Annotated in this window: 24 protein-coding genes, 1 other RNA gene and 1 pseudogene; 15 read left to right on the forward strand and 11 right to left on the reverse strand. The window is 51.9% G+C overall.

Features of this window, described 5'->3' with window-relative positions:
- Positions 1-130 precede the first annotated feature (130 nt).
- The gene (cof, locus tag OGY67_RS17260) at positions 131-949 is read left to right on the forward strand and encodes an HMP-PP phosphatase (protein WP_008783948.1); all 819 of its coding nucleotides are present in this window, start codon (positions 131-133) and stop codon (positions 947-949) included.
- 50 nt (positions 950-999) lie between these two features.
- On the opposite strand, the gene OGY67_RS17265 is transcribed toward cof, so the two are convergent.
- Positions 1,000-2,055, reverse strand: a complete 1,056-nt coding sequence (locus tag OGY67_RS17265; RefSeq protein WP_220471131.1) for a PLP-dependent cysteine synthase family protein — start codon at positions 2,053-2,055, stop codon at positions 1,000-1,002.
- 116 nt (positions 2,056-2,171) lie between these two features.
- On the opposite strand from OGY67_RS17265, the gene decR reads away from it, so the two are divergent.
- The 5 genes from decR (at position 2,172) to amtB (ending at position 8,123) form a co-directional block, all read left to right on the forward strand.
- Positions 2,172-2,630 (forward strand): DNA-binding transcriptional regulator DecR, encoded by a 459-nt coding sequence (gene decR / locus OGY67_RS17270; RefSeq protein WP_003831023.1) that lies wholly within the window; start codon positions 2,172-2,174, stop codon positions 2,628-2,630.
- Positions 2,631-2,674: 44 nt separating this feature from the next.
- Positions 2,675-4,447, forward strand: a complete 1,773-nt coding sequence (locus tag OGY67_RS17275) for a SmdA family multidrug ABC transporter permease/ATP-binding protein (RefSeq protein ID WP_286574289.1) — start codon at positions 2,675-2,677, stop codon at positions 4,445-4,447.
- Positions 4,440-6,218: a SmdB family multidrug efflux ABC transporter permease/ATP-binding protein gene (locus OGY67_RS17280; RefSeq protein WP_008783952.1), complete on the forward strand. Its 1,779-nt coding sequence runs from the start codon at positions 4,440-4,442 to the stop codon at positions 6,216-6,218. Before OGY67_RS17275 ends, OGY67_RS17280 begins: the two co-directional genes overlap by 8 nt.
- Positions 6,219-6,466: 248 nt before the next feature.
- The gene (gene glnK, locus OGY67_RS17285; RefSeq protein WP_003021657.1) at positions 6,467-6,805 is read left to right on the forward strand and encodes a P-II family nitrogen regulator; all 339 of its coding nucleotides are present in this window, start codon (positions 6,467-6,469) and stop codon (positions 6,803-6,805) included.
- A gap of 31 nt (positions 6,806-6,836) precedes the next feature.
- On the forward strand, positions 6,837-8,123 hold the full coding sequence (gene amtB / locus OGY67_RS17290) for an ammonium transporter AmtB (RefSeq protein WP_008783954.1): 1,287 nt from the start codon (positions 6,837-6,839) through the stop codon (positions 8,121-8,123).
- Positions 8,124-8,173: 50 nt separating this feature from the next.
- Here amtB and tesB read toward each other — a convergent pair whose 3' ends face one another.
- On the reverse strand, positions 8,174-9,034 hold the full coding sequence (tesB, locus tag OGY67_RS17295) for an acyl-CoA thioesterase II (RefSeq protein ID WP_003831027.1): 861 nt from the start codon (positions 9,032-9,034) through the stop codon (positions 8,174-8,176).
- Positions 9,035-9,246: 212 nt separating this feature from the next.
- Between tesB and OGY67_RS17300 the strand changes: the two genes are divergently transcribed.
- Entirely contained in the window at positions 9,247-9,816 is a 570-nt protein-coding gene (locus OGY67_RS17300) for a YbaY family lipoprotein (protein WP_032942542.1), read from the forward strand.
- Positions 9,817-9,847: 31 nt separating this feature from the next.
- On the opposite strand, the pseudogene OGY67_RS17305 reads toward OGY67_RS17300, so the two are convergent.
- Positions 9,848-10,237: pseudogene (locus OGY67_RS17305) on the reverse strand (MGMT family protein).
- A gap of 84 nt (positions 10,238-10,321) precedes the next feature.
- Here OGY67_RS17305 and ffs point away from each other — a divergent pair.
- From ffs to OGY67_RS17320, 3 genes are all read left to right on the forward strand, one after another.
- Positions 10,322-10,418: signal recognition particle sRNA small type (ffs, locus tag OGY67_RS17310), an RNA gene on the forward strand.
- A gap of 198 nt (positions 10,419-10,616) precedes the next feature.
- Entirely contained in the window at positions 10,617-10,868 is a 252-nt protein-coding gene (locus tag OGY67_RS17315) for a hypothetical protein (protein WP_003831029.1), read from the forward strand.
- Entirely contained in the window at positions 10,865-11,083 is a 219-nt protein-coding gene (locus OGY67_RS17320) for a hypothetical protein (protein WP_008783956.1), read from the forward strand. The genes OGY67_RS17315 and OGY67_RS17320 overlap by 4 nt, the downstream gene beginning before the upstream one ends.
- 59 nt (positions 11,084-11,142) lie before the next feature.
- On the opposite strand, the gene yczR is transcribed toward OGY67_RS17320, so the two are convergent.
- Positions 11,143-12,570: a MocR-like transcription factor YczR gene (gene yczR / locus OGY67_RS17325; RefSeq protein WP_286574290.1), complete on the reverse strand. Its 1,428-nt coding sequence runs from the start codon at positions 12,568-12,570 to the stop codon at positions 11,143-11,145.
- Positions 12,571-12,656: 86 nt separating this feature from the next.
- Here yczR and yczE point away from each other — a divergent pair, with 86 nt between their 5' ends.
- On the forward strand, positions 12,657-13,286 hold the full coding sequence (gene yczE, locus OGY67_RS17330; RefSeq protein ID WP_286574291.1) for a membrane protein YczE: 630 nt from the start codon (positions 12,657-12,659) through the stop codon (positions 13,284-13,286).
- A gap of 64 nt (positions 13,287-13,350) precedes the next feature.
- Complete coding sequence (locus tag OGY67_RS17335; protein ID WP_008783959.1) at positions 13,351-13,704, forward strand: DUF1428 domain-containing protein; 354 nt, start codon at positions 13,351-13,353, stop codon at positions 13,702-13,704.
- 51 nt (positions 13,705-13,755) lie between these two features.
- Here the strand turns inward: OGY67_RS17335 and pdeB are convergent, their stop codons facing one another.
- Positions 13,756-15,309, reverse strand: coding sequence for a cyclic di-3',5'-guanosine monophosphate phosphodiesterase PdeB (gene pdeB / locus OGY67_RS17340; protein ID WP_048214784.1), 1,554 nt, complete (start codon positions 15,307-15,309; stop codon positions 13,756-13,758).
- A 188-nt stretch (positions 15,310-15,497) separates the two neighbouring features.
- On the opposite strand from pdeB, the gene OGY67_RS17345 reads away from it, so the two are divergent.
- Positions 15,498-15,758 carry a type B 50S ribosomal protein L31 gene (locus OGY67_RS17345; RefSeq protein ID WP_008783961.1) on the forward strand — a complete coding sequence of 87 codons (261 nt, stop codon included), beginning with the start codon at positions 15,498-15,500 and terminating at the stop codon, positions 15,756-15,758.
- 1 nt (position 15,759) lies between these two features.
- The gene (gene ykgO / locus OGY67_RS17350; RefSeq protein WP_005125190.1) at positions 15,760-15,900 is read left to right on the forward strand and encodes a type B 50S ribosomal protein L36; all 141 of its coding nucleotides are present in this window, start codon (positions 15,760-15,762) and stop codon (positions 15,898-15,900) included.
- Between the two features lie 78 nt (positions 15,901-15,978).
- Here ykgO and OGY67_RS17355 read toward each other — a convergent pair whose 3' ends face one another.
- From OGY67_RS17355 to acrA, 6 genes are all read right to left on the reverse strand, one after another.
- Complete coding sequence (locus OGY67_RS17355) at positions 15,979-16,449, reverse strand: YlaC family protein (RefSeq protein ID WP_020996574.1); 471 nt, start codon at positions 16,447-16,449, stop codon at positions 15,979-15,981.
- 116 nt (positions 16,450-16,565) lie between these two features.
- The gene (gene maa / locus OGY67_RS17360; RefSeq protein WP_008783963.1) at positions 16,566-17,117 is read right to left on the reverse strand and encodes a maltose O-acetyltransferase; all 552 of its coding nucleotides are present in this window, start codon (positions 17,115-17,117) and stop codon (positions 16,566-16,568) included.
- Between the two features lie 181 nt (positions 17,118-17,298).
- Positions 17,299-17,517 (reverse strand): hemolysin expression-modulating protein Hha, encoded by a 219-nt coding sequence (hha, locus tag OGY67_RS17365; RefSeq protein WP_002892050.1) that lies wholly within the window; start codon positions 17,515-17,517, stop codon positions 17,299-17,301.
- A gap of 27 nt (positions 17,518-17,544) precedes the next feature.
- Positions 17,545-17,919 (reverse strand): Hha toxicity modulator TomB, encoded by a 375-nt coding sequence (tomB, locus tag OGY67_RS17370; protein ID WP_003021733.1) that lies wholly within the window; start codon positions 17,917-17,919, stop codon positions 17,545-17,547.
- 488 nt (positions 17,920-18,407) lie between these two features.
- Positions 18,408-21,557, reverse strand: coding sequence for an efflux RND transporter permease AcrB (acrB, locus tag OGY67_RS17375; RefSeq protein WP_008783964.1), 3,150 nt, complete (start codon positions 21,555-21,557; stop codon positions 18,408-18,410).
- Between the two features lie 22 nt (positions 21,558-21,579).
- Complete coding sequence (gene acrA, locus OGY67_RS17380; protein WP_286574292.1) at positions 21,580-22,773, reverse strand: multidrug efflux RND transporter periplasmic adaptor subunit AcrA; 1,194 nt, start codon at positions 22,771-22,773, stop codon at positions 21,580-21,582.
- A gap of 141 nt (positions 22,774-22,914) precedes the next feature.
- Here acrA and acrR point away from each other — a divergent pair, with 141 nt between their 5' ends.
- Entirely contained in the window at positions 22,915-23,565 is a 651-nt protein-coding gene (gene acrR, locus OGY67_RS17385) for a multidrug efflux transporter transcriptional repressor AcrR (protein WP_003831045.1), read from the forward strand.
- Positions 23,566-23,654 lie beyond the last annotated feature (89 nt).

Raw genomic sequence — 23,654 nt, forward strand, 5'->3', positions numbered from 1 at the left:
TTCAGGATGTTCGTTAACGGTTATGCGTAGAGAAACCCGGAACAATTCATTTTATCTATTCACTATTACTTCCGTATATCTCAGGTGATACTGGATCACAAGTTAACCGCGTCACAGTGTGGAGAAAGAAATGGCTCGTCTGGCTGCATTTGATATGGATGGCACCCTTTTGATGCCGAATCACCATTTAGGTGACGAAACGCTTTCAACGCTGTCGCGCCTGCGTGAACGCGATATTACTCTGACATTTGCCACCGGTCGCCATGTGCTTGAGATGCGCCATATTTTAGGCTCGATCTCGCTGGACGCCTTTTTGATCACGGGTAATGGCACGCGCATTCACTCTGTTGAGGGCGATGTGTTACACCGTCAGGATCTGGATCCGAATGTCGCGGATATTGTGTTGCATCAGAAGTGGGACACTACCGCCAGCATGCATGTCTTTAATGACAATGGCTGGTTCACCGGACAAGAGATACCCTCACTGCTGCAGGCGCATGTGTATAGCGGATTTCGCTATCAGATCGTCGATGTGAAACGTATTCCGGCGCATCAGGTTACGAAAGTCTGTTTCTGCGGCGATCATGACTCTCTGATCCAATTGCGAATTCAACTGAATGAAGCGCTGGGTGAACAGGCGAATCTCTGTTTTTCCGCGTTTGATTGCCTTGAGGTGCTGCCGCTGGGCTGTAATAAAGGATCCGCGTTGGCGGTATTGAGCGACCATTTAGGTTATTCAATGGCCGAGTGTATGGCGTTTGGCGATGCCATGAACGATCGCGAAATGTTAGGCAGCGTTGGGCGCGGCCTGATTATGGGTAACGCGATGCCGCAACTGATTGCTGAACTGCCTCATTTATCGGTGATTGGGCATTGCCGTAATCAGGCAGTGTCACACTTTTTGACGCATTGGCTGGACAATCCACATCTACCTTATTCCCCCGAATGAGAGATCCCTTCCAGCAAGCCAGACTTCGCGTCTGGCTTTTTTTTATCCCATTAATGGGTGTTCAGTAGTTGGGCAAGCTCCGCTTTCCACGGCGTTAAATCACCGATGTGCGCGTCGACCCACTGTGGGTTGTAGTAGGTTTCCAGATAGCGTTCGCCGCTGTCACACAACAGTGTCACCAGCGAACCGGTAACGCCTGCATCGCGCATACGGGCGGCAAGTTGTAGCGTTCCCCACATGTTTGTGCCGGTAGAGGCGCCGACCTTGCGGCCCAACTGCGTTTCCAGCCAGTGTGCGGTGGCCACGCTTGCGGCATCCGGCACGCGCAGCATTTCATCGACCACGTCAGGAATGAAAGACGGTTCGACACGCGGGCGGCCAATGCCTTCAATTTTACTTCCTACCGGACTGCGTAACGTGGCATCGCGATCCTGCCAGAAGGGCAGAAAGACCGAGTTTTCCGGGTCTACCACCATCAGTTGAGTATCGTAGCCCTGACAGCGAATATAGCGGCCAATGGTTGCTGAGGTGCCACCGGTTCCGGCGCTCATCACAATATGGCGGGGAACGGGGTTGGGCTCGCACTGCATCTGACGAAAGATGCTGTCGGCGATATTATTATTGCCGCGCCAGTCGGTGGCGCGCTCAGCGTAAGTGAACTGGTCCATGTAATGACCGTTCAGCTCACGCGCCAGTTGCTCAGAGGCCGCATAGATTTCGCAGGCGCTTTCCACGAAATGACAGCGACCGCCGTAAAATTCAATCTGTTCAACTTTACGTTTTGCCGTACAGGAAGGCATGACGGCAATAAATGGCAACCCTAACAGTCGAGCGAAATAAGCCTCAGAGACCGCCGTTGAACCGGACGATGATTCAATGATGGTGGTGCCTTCTTTGATCCAGCCATTGCACAATCCGTACAGAAACAGTGAGCGCGCCAGACGATGCTTCAGACTCCCGGTCGGATGCGTGCTCTCATCTTTTAAATAGAGCTGAATGCCCGGGAACGCCGGTAGCGACAGGCGAATGAGATGCGTATCCGCAGAACGCTGATAATCCGCGTTGATTTCATTGATGGCGTTTTTAACCCAGGAGCTATTCATCATTAATAGATATCCATTTGTCATTTTGTGCCCAGAATAGCGAAAAGCACGGAAAAAATTGTTGCCATTTAGCCTTTAAAATAGAATGTAAGGAGAAAATTCTTCTCTGTGGAGTGGATATGTTAGACAAAATTGACCGCAAGCTACTCGGCTTACTGCAACAGGACTGCACCCTTTCTTTGCAGGCATTAGCAGATGCCGTTAATCTGACTACCACCCCCTGCTGGAAACGTCTCAAACGACTCGAGGATGACGGTATCCTGCTGGGCAGAGTCGCCCTGTTGGATCCAGAAAAACTGGGGCTGGGCTTAACGGCGTTTGTGCTGATCAAAACTCAGCATCACAGCAGCGAATGGTATTGCCGCTTTGTCACTGAAGTGACCGGAATGCCCGAGGTTCTGGGGTTTTGGCGTATGGCAGGGGAGTATGACTACCTGATGCGAGTGCAGGTTGCTGATATGAAAAGCTATGATGAATTCTATAAGCGCCTGGTGAACAGCGTACCGGGCCTGTCTGACGTCACCTCCAGCTTTGCCATGGAACAGATTAAATACACAACTGCTCTACCTATTGAATAATTCTCCCGGCGCTTATTGCCGGAAACCTTGTCAGGACATAACGCGTGCGATTATTTGCTCAATTAAGCTGGTACTTCCGCCGGGAGTGGCGTCGCTACCTCGGGGCAGTGGCCTTGCTTATCATCATCGCTATCCTTCAGCTTATTCCGCCGAAAGTGGTCGGGATCATTGTGGATGGCGTGACGACTCAACGCTTCACCACCGAGCGGGTGCTGATGTGGGTGGGGACAATTGCCCTGATTGCCGTGGTGGTTTATTTGCTGCGTTATGTCTGGCGCGTGCTGCTGTTTGGCGCATCCTACCAACTGGCGGTTGAGCTGCGGGAAGATTATTACCGTCAGTTGAGTCGCCAGCATCCAGAATTTTATCTGCGGCACCGTACGGGCGATCTGATGGCGCGGGCAACCAACGATGTCGATCGCGTCGTATTTGCCGCTGGAGAAGGGGTGCTGACGCTGGTGGATTCGCTGGTAATGGGGTGTGCGGTGCTGATCGTAATGTCAACGCAGATAAGCTGGCAACTGACGCTCATTGCGCTGCTGCCGATGCCGGTGATGGCGTTGATGATCAAACGTTACGGCGATCGACTCCATAACCGTTTTAAGCTGGCGCAGGCGGCGTTTTCCAGTCTCAACGATCGTACTCAGGAAAGCCTGACCAGTATTCGTATGATCAAGGCCTTTGGGCTGGAGGATCGGCAGTCGGCATTATTTGCCGCTGATGCTGAAGATACCGGTAAGAAAAACCTGCGTGTGGCGCGCATTGACGCCCGCTTTGATCCTACGATTTATATCGCCATTGGTATGGCTAACCTGCTGGCGATTGCCGGGGGAAGCTGGATGGTGGTTCACGGCTCGCTGACGCTCGGGCAGCTCACCAGCTTTATGATGTATCTCGGTCTGATGATTTGGCCGATGCTGGCGCTGGCCTGGATGTTTAATATCGTCGAACGCGGCAGCGCCGCGTATAGCCGAATTCGCGCCATGCTGGCAGAAGCGCCGGTAGTGGATGACGGTACTGAACCGGTGCCGGAAGGACGCGGCGAGCTGGCGGTGGCGATTCGCGAATTTTGTTACCCGCAAACCACCCACCCGGCGCTGGAAAATGTGAATTTCCAGCTCAAACCTGGACAGATGCTGGGCATCTGTGGTCCGACCGGCGCGGGAAAAAGTACGGTACTGTCGCTGATCCAGCGTCATTTTGATATCACCCAGGGCGATGTGCGCTTTCATGATATCCCATTAACGCGCTTACAGCTGGATAGCTGGCGCAGCCGACTGGCGGTTGTCAGCCAGACGCCATTCCTGTTTTCCGATACCGTCGGTAATAACATCGCCTTAGGACGCCCGCAGGCCACGCAGGAAGAGATCGAGCATGTGGCGCGCCTTGCCAGCGTTCATGAGGATATTTTACGTCTTCCTCAGGGCTACGACACCGAAGTGGGCGAACGCGGGGTGATGCTGTCTGGCGGGCAAAAACAGCGTATTTCTATCGCTCGAGCGTTACTGCTGAACGCTGAAATTCTGATTCTGGATGATGCGCTGTCGGCGGTGGATGGTCGTACCGAACATCAGATCCTACATAACCTGCGCCAGTGGGGCGAAGGCAGAACCGTGATTATCAGCGCACACCGTTTATCGGCTCTGACGGAAGCCAGCGAGATTATCGTGATGCAGCATGGGCATATTGCTCAGCGCGGTGAGCATGAATCTTTAGTGCAACAGCCCGGTTGGTATCGCGACATGTACCGCTATCAGCAACTTGAAGCGGCGCTGTCTGATGCACCAGAGATAAACGAGGAGGCGGCTAATGCGTAGTTTCGGGCAATTATGGCCAACTCTGAAAAGACTGCTGGCGTATGGTTCCCCATGGCGAAAACAGCTGGCGATTGCGGTAGTTATGCTGTGGGTGGCGGCTGCGGCGGAAGTCAGCGGTCCGCTGCTGATTAGCTATTTTATCGATAACATGGTGGCGAAGAACAATCTGCCATTGGCGATGGTTGCCGGGCTGGTTGCGGCCTATGTCGGTCTGCAACTGCTGGCGGCAGGTCTGCATTACGCGCAGTCATTGCTGTTTAACCAGGCGGCGGTTGGCGTAGTACAACAGTTACGCACCGACGTAATGGACGCTGCGCTGCGCCAGCCGCTCAGCGCTTTTGATACTCAGCCCGTCGGGCAGCTTATCTCCCGCGTGACCAATGATACTGAAGTTATTCGCGACCTGTACGTGACGGTGGTCGCAACGGTCCTGCGCAGCGCGGCCTTAATCGGCGCGATGTTAGTGGCAATGTTCAGCCTGGAATGGCGCATGGCGCTGGTGGCAATGGCCATTTTCCCGGCCGTGCTGGTGGTGATGGTGATTTACCAACGCTACAGCACCCCGATTGTGCGTCGGGTGCGCGCTTATCTGGCGGATATTAACGATGGCTTTAACGAAGTCATCAACGGCATGAGCGTTATCCAGCAGTTCCGCCAGCAGGCAAGGTTTGGCGAGAGAATGGGCGAGGCCAGCCGCTCGCACTATATGGCGCGTATGCAAACCCTGCGACTGGATGGTTTTTTGCTGCGTCCGCTGCTGAGCCTGTTCTCGGCGCTGATCCTCTGCGGTTTGCTGATGCTGTTCAGTTTTACCTCTGGCACCTCCATCGAGGTTGGCGTGCTGTACGCGTTCATCAGCTACCTCGGCCGTTTGAACGAACCGCTGATCGAGCTGACCACCCAGCAATCAATGCTGCAGCAGGCGGTTGTCGCTGGTGAGCGAGTGTTCGAACTGATGGACGGGCCTCGTCAGCGCTATGGTGAAGACGATCGCCCGCTCAAAAGCGGAGACATTGAGGTGGATAACGTTTCATTTGCCTATCGCGACGACAATCTGGTGCTGCAAAACATCAGTCTGTCCGTGCCTTCGCGCAGCTTTGTGGCTTTGGTCGGACACACAGGCAGCGGCAAAAGCACGCTGGCCAGCCTGCTGATGGGATATTACCCGCTGACGCAGGGGGAAATCCGCCTTGACGGACGTCCGTTGTCTTCTCTGAGCCACGGTGCGTTACGTCAGGGCATCGCGATGGTGCAGCAGGATCCGGTGGTGATGGCGGATACCTTCCTGGCAAACGTCACGCTGGGTCGCGATATCTCAGAAGAGCGGGTCTGGCAGGCGCTGGAGACTGTGCAACTGGCAGAACTGGCTCGGGGTTTGAGCGAGGGGATTCATACCCGGCTGGGCGAGCAGGGCAATAATCTCTCCGTTGGGCAGAAACAGCTGCTGGCGCTGGCGCGGGTATTGGTTGAAACGCCGCAGGTGCTGATTCTCGATGAAGCCACGGCCAGTATTGATTCCGGTACTGAACAGGCCATTCAGCACGCGCTGGCGGCGGTCCGTGAACACACTACGCTGGTGGTGATTGCGCATCGGTTATCGACGATTGTCGATGCGGATACCATTCTGGTGCTGCATCGCGGTCAGGCGGTTGAGCGTGGTACGCACCAGCAATTACTGGCGGCGCAAGGCCGTTACTGGCAGATGTATCAGCTGCAACTGGCGGGGGAAGAGTTAGCCGCCAGCACGCAAGAGGATTCTGTTATCGCCTGACGGCGCAGTGCTTATCCGGCCACGCGGTATCGTAGGCCGGGTAAGGCGTTTACGCCGCCATCCGGCAATCAACAATCTGGTGCAAAAATGTAACGCACTATGCACCGTTATAGTGCGTTTTTTCTTTTTCTCTCCCGATAGTACCCGGCGAACCTGAATCATTCCGCGTTTTTCATTCCTGGCACACCCCTTGCAATATTCCTCTCGTGTATCTGCAGCCACTACTGAATTCTGACTGGAGGGGATCTATGAAGCTGGTTACCGTGGTAATCAAACCGTTCAAACTGGAAGACGTCCGTGAAGCACTGTCGTCTATTGGTATTCAGGGGCTGACCGTCACCGAAGTGAAGGGATTTGGCCGACAGAAAGGTCATGCTGAGCTGTACCGTGGGGCTGAATATAGCGTCAATTTTCTGCCAAAGGTGAAGATTGATGTGGCGATTGCCGACGACCAACTGGATGGCGTGATTGATGTCATCAGTAAGGCGGCATACACCGGAAAAATTGGCGACGGCAAAATCTTCGTCGCCGAGCTGCAACGTGTGATTCGTATTCGTACCGGCGAAGCCGACGAAGCCGCACTGTAACTTCTGGCACACAGTGATAGGAAACCAAAAAATGAAGATAGCAACGATGAAAACGGGTATTGCTTCACTGGCACTACTGCCGGGACTGGCGATGGCGGCACCGGCGGTTGCGGATAAAGCAGATAACGCTTTTATGATGATCTGTACCGCGCTGGTGCTGTTTATGACTATCCCTGGTATTGCGTTGTTCTACGGCGGTTTGATTCGCGGTAAGAACGTACTGTCGATGCTGACTCAGGTGACGGTGACATTCGCTCTGGTTTGTATTCTATGGGTGGTTTATGGCTACTCACTGGCCTTTGGCGAAGGGAATAATTTCTTCGGCAACTTCAACTGGGTATTGCTGAAGAACATCGCGCTGACGGCGGTCACGGGGAGCTTCTACCAGTACATTCACGTTGCTTTTCAGGGATCTTTTGCCTGCATCACCGTTGGGCTGATTGTCGGGGCGCTGGCTGAGCGTATTCGTTTCTCTGCGGTGCTGATTTTTGTGGTGGTGTGGTTAACGCTGTCGTACATCCCCATTGCACATATGGTCTGGGGCGGCGGATTGCTGGCTTCTCACGGCGCACTGGATTTTGCGGGCGGGACGGTCGTGCACATCAACGCAGCGATTGCCGGTCTGGTTGGCGCGTATCTGATTGGCAAACGCGTCGGTTTTGGCAAAGAAGCCTTTAAACCGCATAACCTGCCGATGGTCTTCACCGGTACCGCTATTCTCTACATTGGTTGGTTTGGCTTTAACGCCGGTTCAGCGGGAACGGCGAATGAAATTGCTGCACTGGCCTTCGTCAATACCGTGGTCGCCACCGCTGCCGCCATCCTCGGATGGATCTTCGGTGAATGGGCGCTGCGTGGCAAACCGTCTCTGCTGGGCGCCTGTTCCGGTGCTATTGCGGGTCTGGTGGGCGTAACACCTGCATGTGGCTACATCGGTGTCGGCGGGGCGCTGATTATCGGTGTGGTTGCGGGGTTGGCTGGCCTGTGGGGTGTAACCATGCTGAAGCGTTTTCTGCGCGTGGACGATCCGTGTGACGTGTTTGGCGTGCACGGCGTGTGCGGTATTGTTGGCTGTATCCTGACCGGGGTTTTCGCTGCCAGCTCTCTGGGCGGCGTGGGATTTGCTGAGGGCGTTACCATGGGGCATCAGCTGCTGGTGCAACTGGAAAGCGTGGCGATCACCATCGTCTGGTCCGGCGTGGTGGCCTTCATTGGCTATAAGCTGGCGGATATGACGGTGGGTCTGCGCGTACCGGAAGAGCAGGAACGCGAAGGTCTGGATGTGAACAGTCACGGCGAGAACGCTTACAACGCTTGATGTTTCAATCTGCCGGATGGTAACGCTTTTGCGCCACCATCCGGTAATTCTCAATTGCGATTACGCATTACCCCTTCCTGCACGGTAGAGGCGACCAGCACGCCGTCCTGCGTATAAAACTCCCCGCGTACAAAACCTCTGGCACCGGAGGCCGAAGTACTCTCGACGTTATACAACAGCCACTCATTAATATTGAACGGACGGTGGAACCACATTGAATGGTCAATGGTGGCGATCTGAATCCCTTTTTCCAGAAAACCAATCCCGTACGGCTGCAGCGCTACAGGCAGGAAGTTCAGGTCTGAGGCATAACCCAGCAGATATTGATGGACGCGCAGATCGTCCTGCAGCTCGCCGTTTGCACGGATCCATACCTGGCGCGCCGGAGGTGCGACGTGACCTTTTAAGGGGTTATGAAATTCAACCGGGCGCACTTCCAACGGACGATCGTTGATAAATTTTTCTTTCAACAGCGGCGGCAGTAAATGCGCCACTGAGCGGGCAATTTCTGTTTCTGATTTCAGCTCATCGGGACCCGGCGCATCCGGCATGGTTTTCTGATGTTCAAATCCGTCTTCCGGTGCCTGGAAAGAGGCGGTCATGTAAAAAATGGGTTTACCATTCTGAATTGCGGCAACGCGGCGCGCGCTGAAGCTGTTACCATCACGCAAGACTTCAACATCATAGATGATGGGCTTTTGGCTATCGCCGGGGCGTAAAAAGTAGCTGTGGAAGGAGTGCACCAGACGCTCTTCCGGTACGGTTTCTTTGGCGGCATACAGCGCCTGACCGACAACCTGTCCCCCAAAAACCTGACGTAACCCTAAGTCTTCACTTTGGCCCCGAAAGAGTCCTTCTTCAATTTTTTCCAGATTTAACAATGTCAGCAAATTTTTCAGCGCCAGACTCATACGTGCTCTCCAGATTATATCGATCTCGCAGCGAGGTAGGCAGAGTATAACGCAATTTTGAAAGTGGTCCGATGGGTGCAATTGTCTGAATTAAAGGCCTATTACAGGCAAAAACAGCTGTCTTGTGCCACACTTAGTCACGTTATGTTTTTGTTAACCACTCTTCTGGCGAGGATAGTTCTCGCTGGTGCATAGATGATAAGGAGAATTTAATGAAACTCGTGCACATGGTAAGTGGTTTAGCGGTTGCGGTCGCTCTGGCGGCCTGTGCTGATAAAAGTGCAGATATTCAGACACCTGCGCCAAACCCTAATACGTCAATTGCTGACACACAGTCTAAAATTCAACAGCCAAATGTTTCTGGTACGGTATGGATCCGCCAGAAAGTGGCCTTGCCACCCGATGCGGTGCTGACCGTCACGCTGTCAGATGCGTCGCTGGCCGATGCACCGTCAAAAGTGCTGTCGCAAAAAGCGGTCCGTACTGAAGGTAAGCAGGCGCCATTCAGCTTTGTATTACCATTTAACCCGGCAGATATTCAGCCTAACGCCCGTATTCTGCTGAGTGCGGCAATTACGGTTAATGACAAACTGGTCTTTATTACTGATACCGTTCAGACGGTCATTAATCAGGGTGGTACGAAAGCTGACCTGACGCTGGTCCCTGTACAGCAAACAGCAGTACCGGTTCAGGCAAGCGGTGGGGCAGCCACCACGGTGCCGTCAACGTCACCAACCCAGGTGAATCCTTCTTCTGCCGTTCCTGCTCCCACGCAGTACTAAGGCAGTCGTAACCCTCTCCGCCTGGAGAGGGTTAGTACACCCAGCGATAGCGCTGTAAATCTATCTGCCCGCTTCCTGAAACCACTATTCCCTCTGCCAGCAACGCCTGACGCTGCCGTTGTAAGTCGGGGCCGGTCAGCGAAATGGCACCATGACGATTAACCACCCGATGCCAGGGCAAAGTGCTGCCTTCGGGGAGACGCTTAAGCACGCCGCCGACCTGGCGCGCAGCGCGCGGCGAACCGGCAAGCCTGGCAACATCGCCATACGTGGTGACGAAACCTTCGGGGATTGACGCGACGATTTGCCAGACGCGTTGGGGGAAAGTGTCTTGTATATCCATTATTTATTCCTGCGCTAATCCTCCAGCATAATGCCGAATGGCGAGGGAGTGAAGCCGCATTGCACAAGAAAACAGCATCCGATGCTGGATGGGTTGCAATTACAGGGTGCAGCAGTGATAATGCGCCTGCGCGTTGGTTAACAACGCTCTCAATGGGGGCTCTGTTGGTTCTCCCGCAACACTACTCTGTTTACCAGGTCAGGTCCGGAAGGAAGCAGCCAAGGCAGATGACGTGTGTGCCGGGATGTAGCTGGCAGGGCCCCCACCCAATTCTGCCGTCCGGCAATTTCCCTTCTTCTTATCTTCTTTTCTTTGTCATCGTATTGTCATTTTATTGTCATCAAATGCTGTCAATGTGTTTCGGGGATGTTATTTGTTGCTTTTGCCGCCGCCATCGCGCTGTAACGACAGGGTCTTACATCCGGTGTGTTTTGGCTGACCACAAGGATTTTCTACGATGTCGACCGCTGTATTGAATGTCAAAATTGATGAGGCGCTAAAAGAAAAGCTTCGCCATTACGCTGAAGTGCATAACGAAAATTTAAGTGTTGCGACGGAAAAACTGCTGCTGATTGCGTTTACCGCCGTTGAAGAGGCGGGAGTCTCCGCTGAGGATATCGATAGCCAGCATACGGAAGAGTCCGTAGTTGAAGCACTGACTCCTAAAGAAATCAAAGCATTGCGCAGACTACTGAAGAAGAAAAAATGAAACAACAACCGCTCTCAACCGCCAGTAATTACGGCGAAGCTTGTGATTTACTACGCTCCGGTTATGTGAAACATGTCCGCCTGAGCTGGAATGTCGGCAGCGACGAGTTCTTCCGTATTGCCTCCGACTGGTGTGATGCTGGGGCAAAAATTAAGAAAGACGGTGAAAATTTCGTGATTTCACTGAAGGGTTTTCCGGTTCCCCCTCAGCGGTAATATCACCGGGACTCTATCATCCATCCCGGCTTATAAGGGCGAGTCCTTTGACTCGTCGCTTAGATTATTTTGCGTACTTTCCCGCTGCTGGCCTGCAAACGCAGGTTATCCCAAATGGGTTGTAACACCCTGAAGGCGGCACGCGCTGTGTCATCCGGCAACGTGAAAGGCATACGCAAAAAACGATCGAATGCGCCATCAAGCCCAAACCGAGTACCGGTTCCTAATTGAATGCCTACGCTTTCGGCGCGCGTAGCGAATAGCGTTGCCAGCGTATCGGGCAGTTCAACCCAAAAAGAGAGTCCTCCCTGTGGCTGGGTAAACTGCCACTCCGGGAAATGTGCGTTCATCAGGCTCGAGCACAGATCGCGCTGCGATGTGAGTAGCCGTCTTCTGTCAGGAAGAAAGTCGGCGGCGTTATCCAGCAGCCAGCTGGTGGCAAGTTGTTCAAGCACCGGGGAGCCTAAATCGAAGGTGTCGCGGGTTTGTACCAGCGCCGCAATGGTTCGCGCCGACGCCCGGATCCAGCCCAGACGTAATCCCCCCCAAAAGCTTTTCCCGGCCGAACCCAACAGAATGATCGGCGCGTCGCGATTGAATGCGGCAAGCGGCGGCGGCGGCGGGGCGTCATACCACAGGTTCACCATCGTCTCATCGACCACCAGGGTAGTGCGGGTTCGTTCGGCAAGATCCGCCACGACCTGGCGAGTTGCAGCGTCCATGCAACGCCCGGTCGGATTGTGAAAGTCCGGCATCAGGTAGGCCATTCTCGGTGCGGTTTGCGCGATGGTGGCGACCAGACCCGCGGTATCCCAACCGTGCTCGGGTAGCGACACGCCGACGGGGCGACAGGATGCGCCTTGAATCGCGGCAATCGCCAGCGGATAAGTGGGGTGATCTACCACTACGCGATCGCCGGGGCCGGTGAGCAAACGCAGGATCAGCGCCAGGCCGCTGACTGCACCATTCACGACCATGATTTCATCGGGCTGCGTCGGGAGCCCGCGATCGCAATAATGCCGGGCGATGGATTCACGTAATACCGACAACCCCTGCGGCAGATACCCGGAGCTCAGCAAATGCTGTGGCATAGCAAACAGCGCCTGCTGGTAAGCCTGATGAATTTCGGGACCGGCACTTAGAGCCGCCGTGGACAAATCAAGTGCTGTGCCGGTACTGGTCCGGGTTGGCACATGGCGAATATGTTCCGGCAGGATCACCCGTGAACCGCTACCATGACGGCTTTCCAGATATCCTTCTTCACGCAGTTGCGCCATAGCGCTGGCGACGGTAGTTCGACTTACTTGCAGGACGACGGCGAGCTCGCGTTCACCCGGTAAGCGGCTATCCAGCGCCAGTCGACCATCGAGAATAAGCAGACGTAACGCTTCTGCCAGCTGTCGCCAGATGGGCGTTCGCGAGGGGCTTTCCAGCCAGTGTCCGAGCAGGCGTTGCAAAGACTGACTTCCATAACGGCGAGATGACATAGCAGTCCACTTTTTGAAAACTGGACATTAATCATAGTGCCAATTGCGGTGAAGATGAAAGTTATCCGAGAGTGGGAGGGAAATGCATGCTGCGTCTTTTACTTCAGTTATATATCGGGCTGGCGCTGTACGGTGTATCGACGGCCATGTTTGTCCGTGCTGATTTAGGGGCCGATCCGTGGAACGTGTTTCACCTGGGTGTAGCCAATTTATTGTCGATGAATATCGGCGTGGTGATTATTGCCGTTGGCGTGTTGGTGTTGCTGGCGTGGATACCGTTACGCCAGCGTCCAGGCTTTGGCACGCTGAGCAACGTGATTATGATCGGGCTGGCGGCAGATGCCGCGCTGCTGGTGATTCCTGGATTTGAATCCCTGCTGGCGCGCAGTGGGCTGCTGGTGTCAGCGGTAATATTGAATGCGTTAGCAACCAGCCTGTACATTGGCGCAGGTTTTGGCGCCGGTCCGCGTGATGGTCTGATGACCGGTATCCACGCGCGTACCGGCTGGCCAGTACGACGAATTCGAACCGCAATCGAAGTGTCGGTGCTGCTTATCGGTTGGCTGCTGGGGGGAACCGTGGGGGTTGGTACGGTGCTGTATGCCTTGGCTATCGGACCGTTGATTCAGCTTTGCCTGCCGTGGTTTCGGCATCAGCCGCAGTCACGTACGCGTATCAGGAATGCACCTGGGGCGCGATCGCCTACTGGCGACTAAACTTAACCTCGACTGACGCGGCCGGAATCGGCTTGCCGCGCAGTACACTTCGGAGGTTTTTCTCATGAAGTATGTTGATGGCTTTGTGGTTGCCGTACCCGCTGAAAACAAGGAGGCGTACATTGCGATGGCGGCAAAAGCAGCTCCGCTTTTCAAGGAGTTCGGTGCATTGCGCGTAGTGGAGTGCTGGGCAGATGATGTCCCCGACGGCAAACTGACCGATTTTCGCATGGCTGTGAAAGCACAGGAGCATGAAGAAGTGGTATTCAGCTGGATTGAATACCCTTCCAAAGAGGTCCGCGATGCGGCGAATCAGAAGATGATGTCCGATCCCCGTATGAAGGAGTTCGGTGAATCTATGCCATTTGATGGCAAGCGAATGATCTACGGTGGATTTGCGCCCATTATGGAAGAGTGATGTGACTGGCTGTGCGGCGTGCCGCCAGCCATCTCAACATCAACAGCAATGTTAAAGCCGTTTTTCTGCCCACAGAATAAATTCCGCCTTCGGCAGCGCTTTGCTGTAAAGCCAGCCCTGACCGTACTGCACGCCATGCTGGCGTAGCCAGGCTTCCTGATTCTCGGTTTCGATACCTTCCGCCACCATCTCCAGCTTCAACGTTTTTGCTATCTCGATGATATGCGGCGTCACGTTGTTGTACTCCAGTGCATCAACGAACGATTTGTCTATCTTCAGGATGTCGACATCCAGATCCTGTAAATAGCTCAGGCTGGAATAGCCGGTGCCAAAATCATCGATATAGATCGAGTGGCCTGCCTGACGGTATTTAGCAATAAACGGCGCGCTGTTTTTCGGGTCGGCAAACTCGCGTTCGGTTAGTTCCAGCGCGATTTGCGTAGGCTTAAGTTGCCAGTGGTTCACTTTCTGGCTTAACAGAGCAGGAAGCGTTTCGGAGGCGAGATCGGCTGACTCAAGATTGATGGATATATGCTGCTCCGGATGCTGACGCAGCCATTTACCTAAATCTTCAAATACGCTTTCAATAATCAATCGTGTGAGAGGCTCTGTCAGCCCGGTCTCTTGCGCCAGCGCGACGAAAATTTCTGGCGACAGATAGCTTCCGTCAGCCTGTTGCCAGCGAGCCAGTGCTTCAGCCCCGACGACTTTTCCCGTTTTGAGCGAGATAATCGGTTGGTAGTAGACCTTGATATCCCGATGCTGGATAGCGTCCTGTAATTGGTGATGGGGCGACTGTAAGCGGCGCAAAATGCGCAAAACAAAGGCGGCGGTGAGCAATCCGATAAGAATGCCTGCCGGAAGCCAGATCAGCGCCTGTCGGTGCCAGGTTTTTTGTAACGGCAGGGTAGATGCCCAGGTTACGATCGTGATACCCAGTTCCGGGAAGGGGCGAGCGTTAAAAATATTGCCATCCTTCTGAAAATGGGTAATCGAGCTCTCTTGTTTTACATGCTGTAAAACGTCCGATGGCAGGTTGGCGCTACTGGCAACGACTATGTTGCGCACGGTTCCAATGATAGTGACTTCAATCGGCCATGAGCCAAACGGGATGACGTCAATGAAAGAGCCCGGATCGACCATCACAACATAATTTTCACTCCCTAATGCCGCCATAAAACGCTTGATACCTAAATCGTTTTGCGTAGTAAGCCATGCGCGATATCCATCAGGCGTGACTTTCATCGCTGATGGAAACGCGGCGGCCTTACTTCTTTTTTCCAGGGATGAACATTGTGGAACGTTATCTTTGAGGTACAGCACTTCCTGAATATAGCGATAGCTATAGGACAAACGACGCATTTCCAGCAAATGCTCGTCACTGCAAGGCACTCCCTGAAAAGCTTCAATATTGCGTAATGCTTTTTTCGCCTGCTCGCCTACGCGTTCCGTACGTAATGCGACTCGAGTTGAGAACATATCGAGTTCATCGATAAATTTCGTTTCGACCTGACGATGTGCCAGCCACAGGCTTAAACCTACAGGCGCGAGGATGGAAAGGAACAGTACCCCAGTCACCAGGCTTATCAAATGTCGTGTTGTCACAGTGATATCCTTATTTACACAGCGTAGGGAAAGTATATCCGAAACCCCAAAAAGCTATTCGATTGGCATCATATATTTACGGCCACTTATCCTCCCGTTTGACTCCCTGTAGCGTAAATCAGGTTGTGGTTTGTACAAGAGTGGTGTATTTTGATGGTTATGTTATAGCGTAACAAATTGAGGTTGCCATGAAACCGGATATTCATCCTTTTTACCGTACCGTAGTGTTTCACGATACCAGTGCCAATGAATTCTTTAAGGTCGGTTCGACCATCAAGACTGAGCGTGAAATTGAGTTTGAGGGGAAAATGTACCCGTACGTGACCCTCGATATCTCTTCTAAATCACATCCGTACTATACCGGGAAACAAAAAACCTTTGATAATGAAGGTAGTGCAGCACGTTTCCAAAAACGTTTTGGTCATTTTATTGGCGTTAAGCGGGGTTAAAATGCAGGTACTCAATTCACTTCGCAGCGCAAAACAGCGCCATCCTGACTGCCAGATAGTAAAACGCAAAGGGCGTTTGTACGTTATCTGCAAAACGAATCCGCGCTTTAAAGCAGTACAGGGGCGTAAAAAAAGACGTTAGTTTCTTTGCCAGCATTTCAGGGATTAAAGTGCGTTACCTTCGCAGGAACGCACTTTTTTTATCTGTGCTGAGATGCCGTTACTGGCTGGTCTGGGCGCGGGTAAGCGTAAAGACATCGTAAAACGAGAGTTCGCCTTTGCGCGATATCATCTTTTGCAGCTGTGCTTTATGTTCGCTATCCACGGACGGTGAGTGCAGGATAGTATCGATGAGAGAGGAGGGGACAAAGCGCGTGTTGTACCATTCTCCGTTATAGCAAACTCTAAAATCCAGAACGTCGATATCTTCAAAGCGGTATCGTGGCGCAACGTCGAAAAAGAAAAAGCCGTTGAGTACAACGAACAGCACCACCAGCAGCCATACTGAATCGACTAACGTTTCTGACTGTAGCATCACCGCCAACGTGGCAAACCACGCAACATACATGCCGATAAACAGCCCTGGGTGTTTGCGAATAAAGCTGATGCTAAAGCGCGGTTTGTTGTCGCGCTTCTCTCGAATATTTAAATCGTCGATTGTTTCAGTAAGCAGGCGCTGTATTTCTGTCATCTCTTGCCTTCGTGATATCTGCAAAATTCAGGAGGGATCGCCCTATTTTAAAAGGGGATACCCTTTGAAGAAAGTAACAGATTAACCGCAATTTAGCATAACAGTTACATTTAAGATCACAGCGTTTTGATGATCCTTGCGGGATTGCCCCCAACCACGGTGTTTGCCGGAACGCTTTTAGTGACCACTGCGCCTGATGCCACAACCACGTTATCGCCCAGCGTGACGCCGGGATTGATCACTGCACGGCCACCTATCCAGACATTATTGCCGATAGTCACGGGCTTTCCGAACTCCAGGCCACTGTTGCGCTCGGTAGCATCCAGCGGATGGGTCGCGGTATAGATATGAACGCCTGGTGCCAGCATGCAGTTGTCGCCAATATGAATTGGACAAACGTCGAGCATAACGCAGTCGAAATTAGCGTAAAAGTCTTTACCAAGATAGATGTTATAACCGTAATCACAACGGAAAGAGGGTTCAATATAGGCTCCCTCACTCTGACCTAACAGATCGTGCAGGATTGCCTGACGCTCATTTTTTTCATCGGGAGCGGTGAGATTGTAGCGATGGATCAACTGACGAGCGCGTAGTCGGTCACTGCGCAGCATTTCATCTGCCGGGCGATAGTATTCGCCGGCGATCATTTTTTGCTTTTCATTACGCATTACGAATTCCCTGTGTACTGAAGGTTATTTCAGCACAGTAAAACGTAATGCAAACAAGGGGAACGTTCCCGCTCCTTTGCTGTGATCATAGTCACGCGATTTGAATTAAATAACCATTGTAAATACGAAAATGGTCAGCCAGACAACGGTACCGCTATACCTGACTTAACCTTGAGTGCAATTAGCGAATGAATTTCCAAACAGAAGTTGGAATCTTGTCGTAAAGCTTATTCATGGTCAATTCAGCAAGGCGATGATCTGCTGCTGAGTAAAATACAGCCAGTTCGTTGTCGGACAATTCATATTTATTTTTTTCAATAACGCGCTCTAGCGTATCAATTGTCTGGCAACGTCGCAGGCGCATCAAATAATCTGTTTTAGTTAATGGTTTATCGGACATAACTCTTACCTATGATTGTAATAATTTTTAACAAGACAAACTAACAGGATTAGCCCTGGTGGCATTGACAAAACAGCGAAACAGTCGATTACCTGACTTCCGCCATTTCTGCAGATCCTGCGTATTAATACCATAACTGCTGAACAACATAAAAGTGTCATCCAGGTATTCATCTATCTGCGCGATCAGCTTATTGTCCTCATTGTACTTAATTTTATAATTAAGTGCGAAGGTTGCAATATGCTCTATCAGTTCATTGAGCTGCAAGCTGGTTGCAGAGGTAGGGTCATTAACCCAGCCATGGTTACTTTGTTCAAGGTTTGCAAGACAGTCATGATACAGAGTTTCGCAGAGAAATTTAAGCTGCGCGATATCATGTCTTTTGGGTGAGTATTCATCCATAACGCATCCCCTTCTTAGTGGCTTAAACTAACCGAACACCTTTCGGGATGGATACAACAACTACCTGGAACTTGCCCGCGACTCCTGATGATTTAACTATAATCTACTCTAAAAAAGATTTCATCGTCATATCACGAAAAATTACAATTATGTAAAATTATGATGCTACGTCATTTTTACATTTTAACAGATAAATGCCGCTATTCGAAATGGGACAATTTCTTTATTCTTCGGGCAATCATCGGGTTATCTTGTTTAGGTTTAGCAACGAAAGGCAACAACCGACAATGTGAACCAGTGGATAGGATTAATCTTAATATTTATTAAAGTAAATAAGAACTCTCGCTGTTTTTTTAAGAATAGCCTTTAAGGCTGCAAGGATTATATCGCTTATTTATCCGATAGAAAATAAACGGAATGGCAATAAGTGATTTTTATGATTTTTCCAGAAAAAAGGCCGCTTGCGCGGCCTTATCTTTAGAGATGTATCAATGATGCTCTACTGAGTGGCTATGCTCAATATCTTCATTTTTGCGGCTAAAGCGGCGGCGTACCACCACAAAGAACACCGGAACAAAGAAGATAGCCAACACGGTTGCCGTCACCATCCCGCCCATTACGCCAGTACCAACGGCGTTCTGTGCACCGGAACCTGCGCCGGAGCTGATGACCAGCGGCATTACGCCCAGAATAAAGGCCAGTGACGTCATCAGGATTGGACGTAAACGCATGCGTACTGCGTCCAGCGTCGCCTCTATCAGACCTTTACCCTCTTTATCCATCAAGTCTTTGGCGAATTCGACGATAAGTATCGCGTTCTTCGCCGACAACCCAATGGTTGTGAGCAGGCCTACCTGGAAGTAAACGTCGTTGGTCAGGCCGCGGAACGTTGCTGCCAGCAATGCACCGATAACACCCAGCGGTACAACCAGCATTACGGAGAACGGAATTGACCAGCTCTCGTACAGCGCTGCCAGACACAAGAACACGACAATCAGTGAAATGGCATACAGGGCAGGGGCCTGGTTGCCGGACAGTCGTTCCTGGTAGGACATACCGGTCCAGTCATAACCGATACCGGATGGCAGTTTGCTGGCCAGTTGCTCCATCATGGCCATGGCTTCACCGGTACTTTTACCCGGAGCGGCCTGACCTAAGATTTCCATGGAAGGCAAACCGTTATAGCGTTCCAGACGCGGTGAACCGTATTCCCAACGTGAGGTAGAGAAGGCGGAGAACGGTACCATCTGTCCATCGCTGCCGCGGACATACCAGTTTCCAATATCTTCCGGCAACATACGGTATTTCGCTTCAGACATGACGTAAACTTTCTTCACACGACCACGGTCGATGAAGTCATTCACGTAGCTTCCGCCCCATGCTGCACCCAGCGTTGTATTAATATCACTAATGGAAACGCCCAGAGCCTGCGCTTTTTCCTGATCGATATCGATCTTGAACTGCGGCGTATCTTCCAGACCGTTAGGACGAACACCGACCAACAGATCAGGATGCTTCGCGACTTCACCAAACAGTTGGTTACGCGCCTGAGTCAGCTTCTCATGGCCCAGACCTGCCTGGTCAATCAACTGGAAGTCAAAACCGGTTGCGGTCCCTAACTCCACAATCGCTGGCAGGTTAAAGGCAAAGACCATCGCGTCTTTGATCTGCGAGAATGCGCCCATTGCACGTTGAGTAATCGCTTCAACTTTGTTCTCTTTACCTGGACGTTCACTCCAGTCTTTCAAAGAGACGAATGCGATACCGGTGTTCTGACCACGACCTGCAAAACCGAAGCCGTTAACGGCAAACACCGATTCAACGTTCGCTTTTTCTTTGGTCAGATAGTAATCCGTCATTTCGTCCAGCACCTTCTGGGTACGCTCTTGCGTTGCACCCGCTGGCAGCTGAGCCATAGACAGGAATACCCCCTGATCTTCATCTGGCAGGAACGAACTTGGCAGACGAACGAACAGATAGGCCATGCCCACAACGATGATCAGATACAGCGCCAGATAACGACCGGTGCTGCGCAGAATACCGCCTACGCTATCGGTGTAATGGTGTGTACTCTTATCGAACATGCGGTTAAACCAGCCGAAGAAGCCTTTTTTGCCTTCTCCGTGATCGCCTTTAGCAATCGGTTTGAGCATGGTCGCACACAGGGCAGGGGTCAGAATCAACGCCACCAGCACAGACAACGCCATCGCGGAAACAATGGTGATGGAGAACTGACGGTAAATTGCACCGGTAGAACCTCCGAAGAACGCCATTGGGATAAATACCGCTGACAGTACCATCGCGATACCCACCAGTGCGCCCTGAATCTGGCCCATTGATTTACGCGTTGCTTCCTTCGGCGGTAGTCCTTCCTCAGCCATTACACGTTCAACGTTCTCGACCACAACGATGGCGTCATCCACCAACAGGCCGATGGCGAGTACCATCCCGAACATCGTCAGGGTGTTTATCGAGAAGCCGAAAATCGCAAGGACGGCAAACGTACCCAAGAGCACCACCGGCACGGCGATAGTCGGAATCAGCGTCGCGCGGAAGTTCTGCAGGAACAGATACATTACCAGGAACACGAGGATGATTGCTTCCGCCAGCGTTTTCACTACTTCGTGAATAGATATTTTCACGAACGGTGTGGTGTCATACGGGTAAACGATCTTCAGACCTGACGGGAAGAACGGTTCCATCTTCTTCAGTTCATCGCGGATAGCGTTTGCTGTATCCAGGGCGTTAGCACCTGTCGCCAGCTTGATACCCAGACCGGATGCCGGTTTACCGTTGAACTTCGCAATGATGTCGTAGTTCTCACCGCCCAGTTCCACTTTCGCCACGTCACGCAGACGAACCTGGGAACCATCCTGATTCACTTTCAGCAGAATTTTGCTGAACTCATCAGCGGAGGTCAGACGGGTTTGCGCGATGATTGACGCGTTAAGCTGCTGGCCTTTCACCGGTGGTGTACCACCTAACTGACCGGCTGCAACCTGGGCGTTTTGCGCTTTGATGGCGCTGATTACATCAACCGGCGTCAGCTGGAAGTTGTTCAGTTTGTTCGGATCCATCCAGATACGCATCGCGTACTGAGAACCGAACAGCTGAACATCACCCACACCTGAAGTACGGCTGATGGCATCCTTCATGTTGGCGCCAACGTAGTCGGAAATATCCTCCTGCGTCATGGTGCCGTTGGTGTTGATAACACCGACAACCATCAGGAAGCTGCTGGATGACTTCTCAACGCTAACCCCTTGTTGCTGTACTTCCTGAGGCAGCAACGGCATGGCCAGCTGCAGTTTGTTCTGCACCTGTACCTGTGCGATATCCGCGTCAGTACCAGACTGGAAGGTTAGGGTGATCTGCACGGTACCCGTGGAGTCACTGTTAGAGGACATGTACATCAGGTTATCGATACCGTTCATGTTCTGTTCGATAACCTGCGTAACAGTATCCTGTACTGTTTTGGCATCAGCGCCAGGGTAGGTCGCGGAGATCGTCACTGCTGGCGGTGCAATAGTTGGATATTGCGCTACCGGCAATTTGAGGATCGCGAGCCCCCCTGCCAACATGATGATAATGGCGATCACCCACGCAAATATTGGGCGATCGATAAAGAAATTAGGCATGTCTTAACGGCTCCTGTTTAAGTTAAGACTTGGACTGTTCAGGCTGGCTACCGCTTTGGCCTTGCTGGTTGTTATCAGCGGTGATTTCCTGCGCTTTTACCTGCGCGCCAGGACGTACTTTCTGCAGCCCAGTGACAATCACGCGGTCGCCCGGCTTAAGTCCATCAGTGACTAACCATTTGTCGCCAATCGCTTGTGCGGCGACAATTTGACGAGTTTCAACTTTGTTGTCTGCACCGATAACCAATGCACTGGCATCGCCACGCGGTGTACGGGTAACGCCTTGCTGTGGAACCAGTAATGCCGTTGGGTTAATCCCTTCTTCCAGACGTGCGCGAACGAACATACCCGGCAGTAAGGTGTGATCCGGGTTAGGGAAGATGGCGCGTAACGTAATCGACCCGGTAGTTTGATCAACCGTCACATCAGAAAATTCCAGCGTACCGGACTGCGGGTATTTAATGCCGTCGTTGGTCACCAGTTCGACTTTCGCTTTGCCGTTCTGTTGCTTCAGCGTGCCGTTGGCCAGCTCTTGTTTCAGGCGCAGGAAGTCGTTGCTTGACTGCGTCACGTCCACGTAGATCGGGTCCAACTGTTGAACGGTCGCCAGTGCGGTCGCTTGACCGTTTTGCACCAGAGCACCTTCCGTAACGGATGATTTACCAATACGGCCGCTGATCGGCGACGTCACTTTGGTATAGGCCAGATTGATGCGTGCAGTTTCTACCGCGGCTTTCGCGGCGACAACGGCGGCGTTTGCCTGCTGTGCGTCTGCCTGCGCGCTATCGTAATCCTGTTGACTGATGTACTTGGTACCCAACAGTTTCTGATAACGTTTAACCGTCAGTTGAGCGATATTTGCTGCGGCTTGTGCTTTGGCCAGATCGCCTTTTGCGCTTTCATAAGCGGCCTGGTAAGTCGCAGGATCAATCTGATAGAGAGATACACCCGCTTCGATATCGCCACCTTCCGTGAAATTACGCTTCAGGATAATACCGCTAACCTGAGGACGAACTTCTGCAATGCGAAACGCACTGGTGCGACCCGGAAGCTCAGTTGTTATCTGTAGAGGTTCAGTTTTGAGCGTAACAACTCCAACCTCTGGCATCTGCTGGCCCCCTTGTTGGGCCTGTTTGTCGTCACATCCTGTTAGCGCTAAGCTGCCTGAGAGCATCAGAACGACTGCCAGAGGCGTTAACCCTCTGTTTTTGTTCATATGTAAACCTCGAGTGTCCGATTTCAAATTGATCAATGGCTTAAAGCCCATAAACCCATTGCTGCGTTTATATTATCGTCGTGCTATGGTACATACATTCACAAATGTATGTAAATCTAACGCCTGTAAATTCACTGACATATGGCACGAAAAACCAAACAACAAGCACAGGAAACACGACAGCATATTCTCGATGTTGCTCTGCATTTGTTTTCGCAACAAGGGGTATCATCCACCTCGCTTGCGGAGATCGCAAAAGCCGCTGGTGTCACGCGTGGCGCAATCTATTGGCATTTCAAAAACAAGTCGGATTTATTCAGTGAAATCTGGGAGCTAGCAAAACCTAACATTGATGAGTTAGAGACTGAGTATCAGGCAAAATTCCCCGACGATCCACTATCAGTATTAAGAGAAATTTTAATTTACGTTCTTGAAGCTACCGTGACAGAAGAACGCCGACGTTTGTTGCTGGAAATTATATTCCACAAATGCGAATTTGTCGGGGAAATGGCCTCTGTTCAGTTAGCTCAACGCCATCTTTGTATTGAAAATTACGATCGTATCGAACAAACATTGCGGCACTGTATGGATGCCAATATGCTGCCGGAAAACCTGAACACCCGTCGCGTGGCGGTCCTGTTGCGTAGCTATATTACCGGAATCATAGAAAACTGGTTATTTGCCCCCGAATCGTTTGATCTGAAAAAAGAAGCTCGGGAATACGTCGCTGTGCTGCTGGAGATGTGCCTTATGTGCCCAACTCTGCGGCTTGGCGTGGCGGAAATCCACTAAACGTTTTGGGCCTGTACCAGGAATTCTCCTGGTCGTTTTGCCTGCTGCTATTCTGCCGGTCACAGCCGTGATATTCTTGCCGCTTGACT

It is taken from the genome of Citrobacter sp. Cpo015 (genome assembly GCF_030333035.1).
Lineage (GTDB): Bacteria > Pseudomonadota > Gammaproteobacteria > Enterobacterales > Enterobacteriaceae > Citrobacter > Citrobacter portucalensis.

What these genes read in the sequence shown, in the direction of transcription:
- cof (WP_008783948.1), top strand. Translation starts at nt 131, where the DNA reads ATGGCTCGTCTGGCTGCATTTGATATGGATGGCACCCTTTTGATGCCG.
- OGY67_RS17265 (WP_220471131.1), bottom strand. Translation starts at nt 2,055, where the DNA reads ATGATGAATAGCTCCTGGGTTAAAAACGCCATCAATGAAATCAACGCG.
- decR (WP_003831023.1), top strand. Translation starts at nt 2,172, where the DNA reads ATGTTAGACAAAATTGACCGCAAGCTACTCGGCTTACTGCAACAGGAC.
- OGY67_RS17280 (WP_008783952.1), top strand. Translation starts at nt 4,440, where the DNA reads ATGCGTAGTTTCGGGCAATTATGGCCAACTCTGAAAAGACTGCTGGCG.
- glnK (WP_003021657.1), top strand. Translation starts at nt 6,467, where the DNA reads ATGAAGCTGGTTACCGTGGTAATCAAACCGTTCAAACTGGAAGACGTC.
- amtB (WP_008783954.1), top strand. Translation starts at nt 6,837, where the DNA reads ATGAAGATAGCAACGATGAAAACGGGTATTGCTTCACTGGCACTACTG.
- tesB (WP_003831027.1), bottom strand. Translation starts at nt 9,034, where the DNA reads ATGAGTCTGGCGCTGAAAAATTTGCTGACATTGTTAAATCTGGAAAAA.
- OGY67_RS17300 (WP_032942542.1), top strand. Translation starts at nt 9,247, where the DNA reads ATGAAACTCGTGCACATGGTAAGTGGTTTAGCGGTTGCGGTCGCTCTG.
- OGY67_RS17315 (WP_003831029.1), top strand. Translation starts at nt 10,617, where the DNA reads ATGTCGACCGCTGTATTGAATGTCAAAATTGATGAGGCGCTAAAAGAA.
- OGY67_RS17320 (WP_008783956.1), top strand. Translation starts at nt 10,865, where the DNA reads ATGAAACAACAACCGCTCTCAACCGCCAGTAATTACGGCGAAGCTTGT.
- yczR (WP_286574290.1), bottom strand. Translation starts at nt 12,570, where the DNA reads ATGTCATCTCGCCGTTATGGAAGTCAGTCTTTGCAACGCCTGCTCGGA.
- yczE (WP_286574291.1), top strand. Translation starts at nt 12,657, where the DNA reads ATGCTGCGTCTTTTACTTCAGTTATATATCGGGCTGGCGCTGTACGGT.
- OGY67_RS17335 (WP_008783959.1), top strand. Translation starts at nt 13,351, where the DNA reads ATGAAGTATGTTGATGGCTTTGTGGTTGCCGTACCCGCTGAAAACAAG.
- OGY67_RS17345 (WP_008783961.1), top strand. Translation starts at nt 15,498, where the DNA reads ATGAAACCGGATATTCATCCTTTTTACCGTACCGTAGTGTTTCACGAT.
- ykgO (WP_005125190.1), top strand. Translation starts at nt 15,760, where the DNA reads ATGCAGGTACTCAATTCACTTCGCAGCGCAAAACAGCGCCATCCTGAC.
- OGY67_RS17355 (WP_020996574.1), bottom strand. Translation starts at nt 16,449, where the DNA reads ATGACAGAAATACAGCGCCTGCTTACTGAAACAATCGACGATTTAAAT.
- maa (WP_008783963.1), bottom strand. Translation starts at nt 17,117, where the DNA reads ATGCGTAATGAAAAGCAAAAAATGATCGCCGGCGAATACTATCGCCCG.
- hha (WP_002892050.1), bottom strand. Translation starts at nt 17,517, where the DNA reads ATGTCCGATAAACCATTAACTAAAACAGATTATTTGATGCGCCTGCGA.
- tomB (WP_003021733.1), bottom strand. Translation starts at nt 17,919, where the DNA reads ATGGATGAATACTCACCCAAAAGACATGATATCGCGCAGCTTAAATTT.
- acrB (WP_008783964.1), bottom strand. Translation starts at nt 21,557, where the DNA reads ATGCCTAATTTCTTTATCGATCGCCCAATATTTGCGTGGGTGATCGCC.
- acrA (WP_286574292.1), bottom strand. Translation starts at nt 22,773, where the DNA reads ATGAACAAAAACAGAGGGTTAACGCCTCTGGCAGTCGTTCTGATGCTC.
- acrR (WP_003831045.1), top strand. Translation starts at nt 22,915, where the DNA reads ATGGCACGAAAAACCAAACAACAAGCACAGGAAACACGACAGCATATT.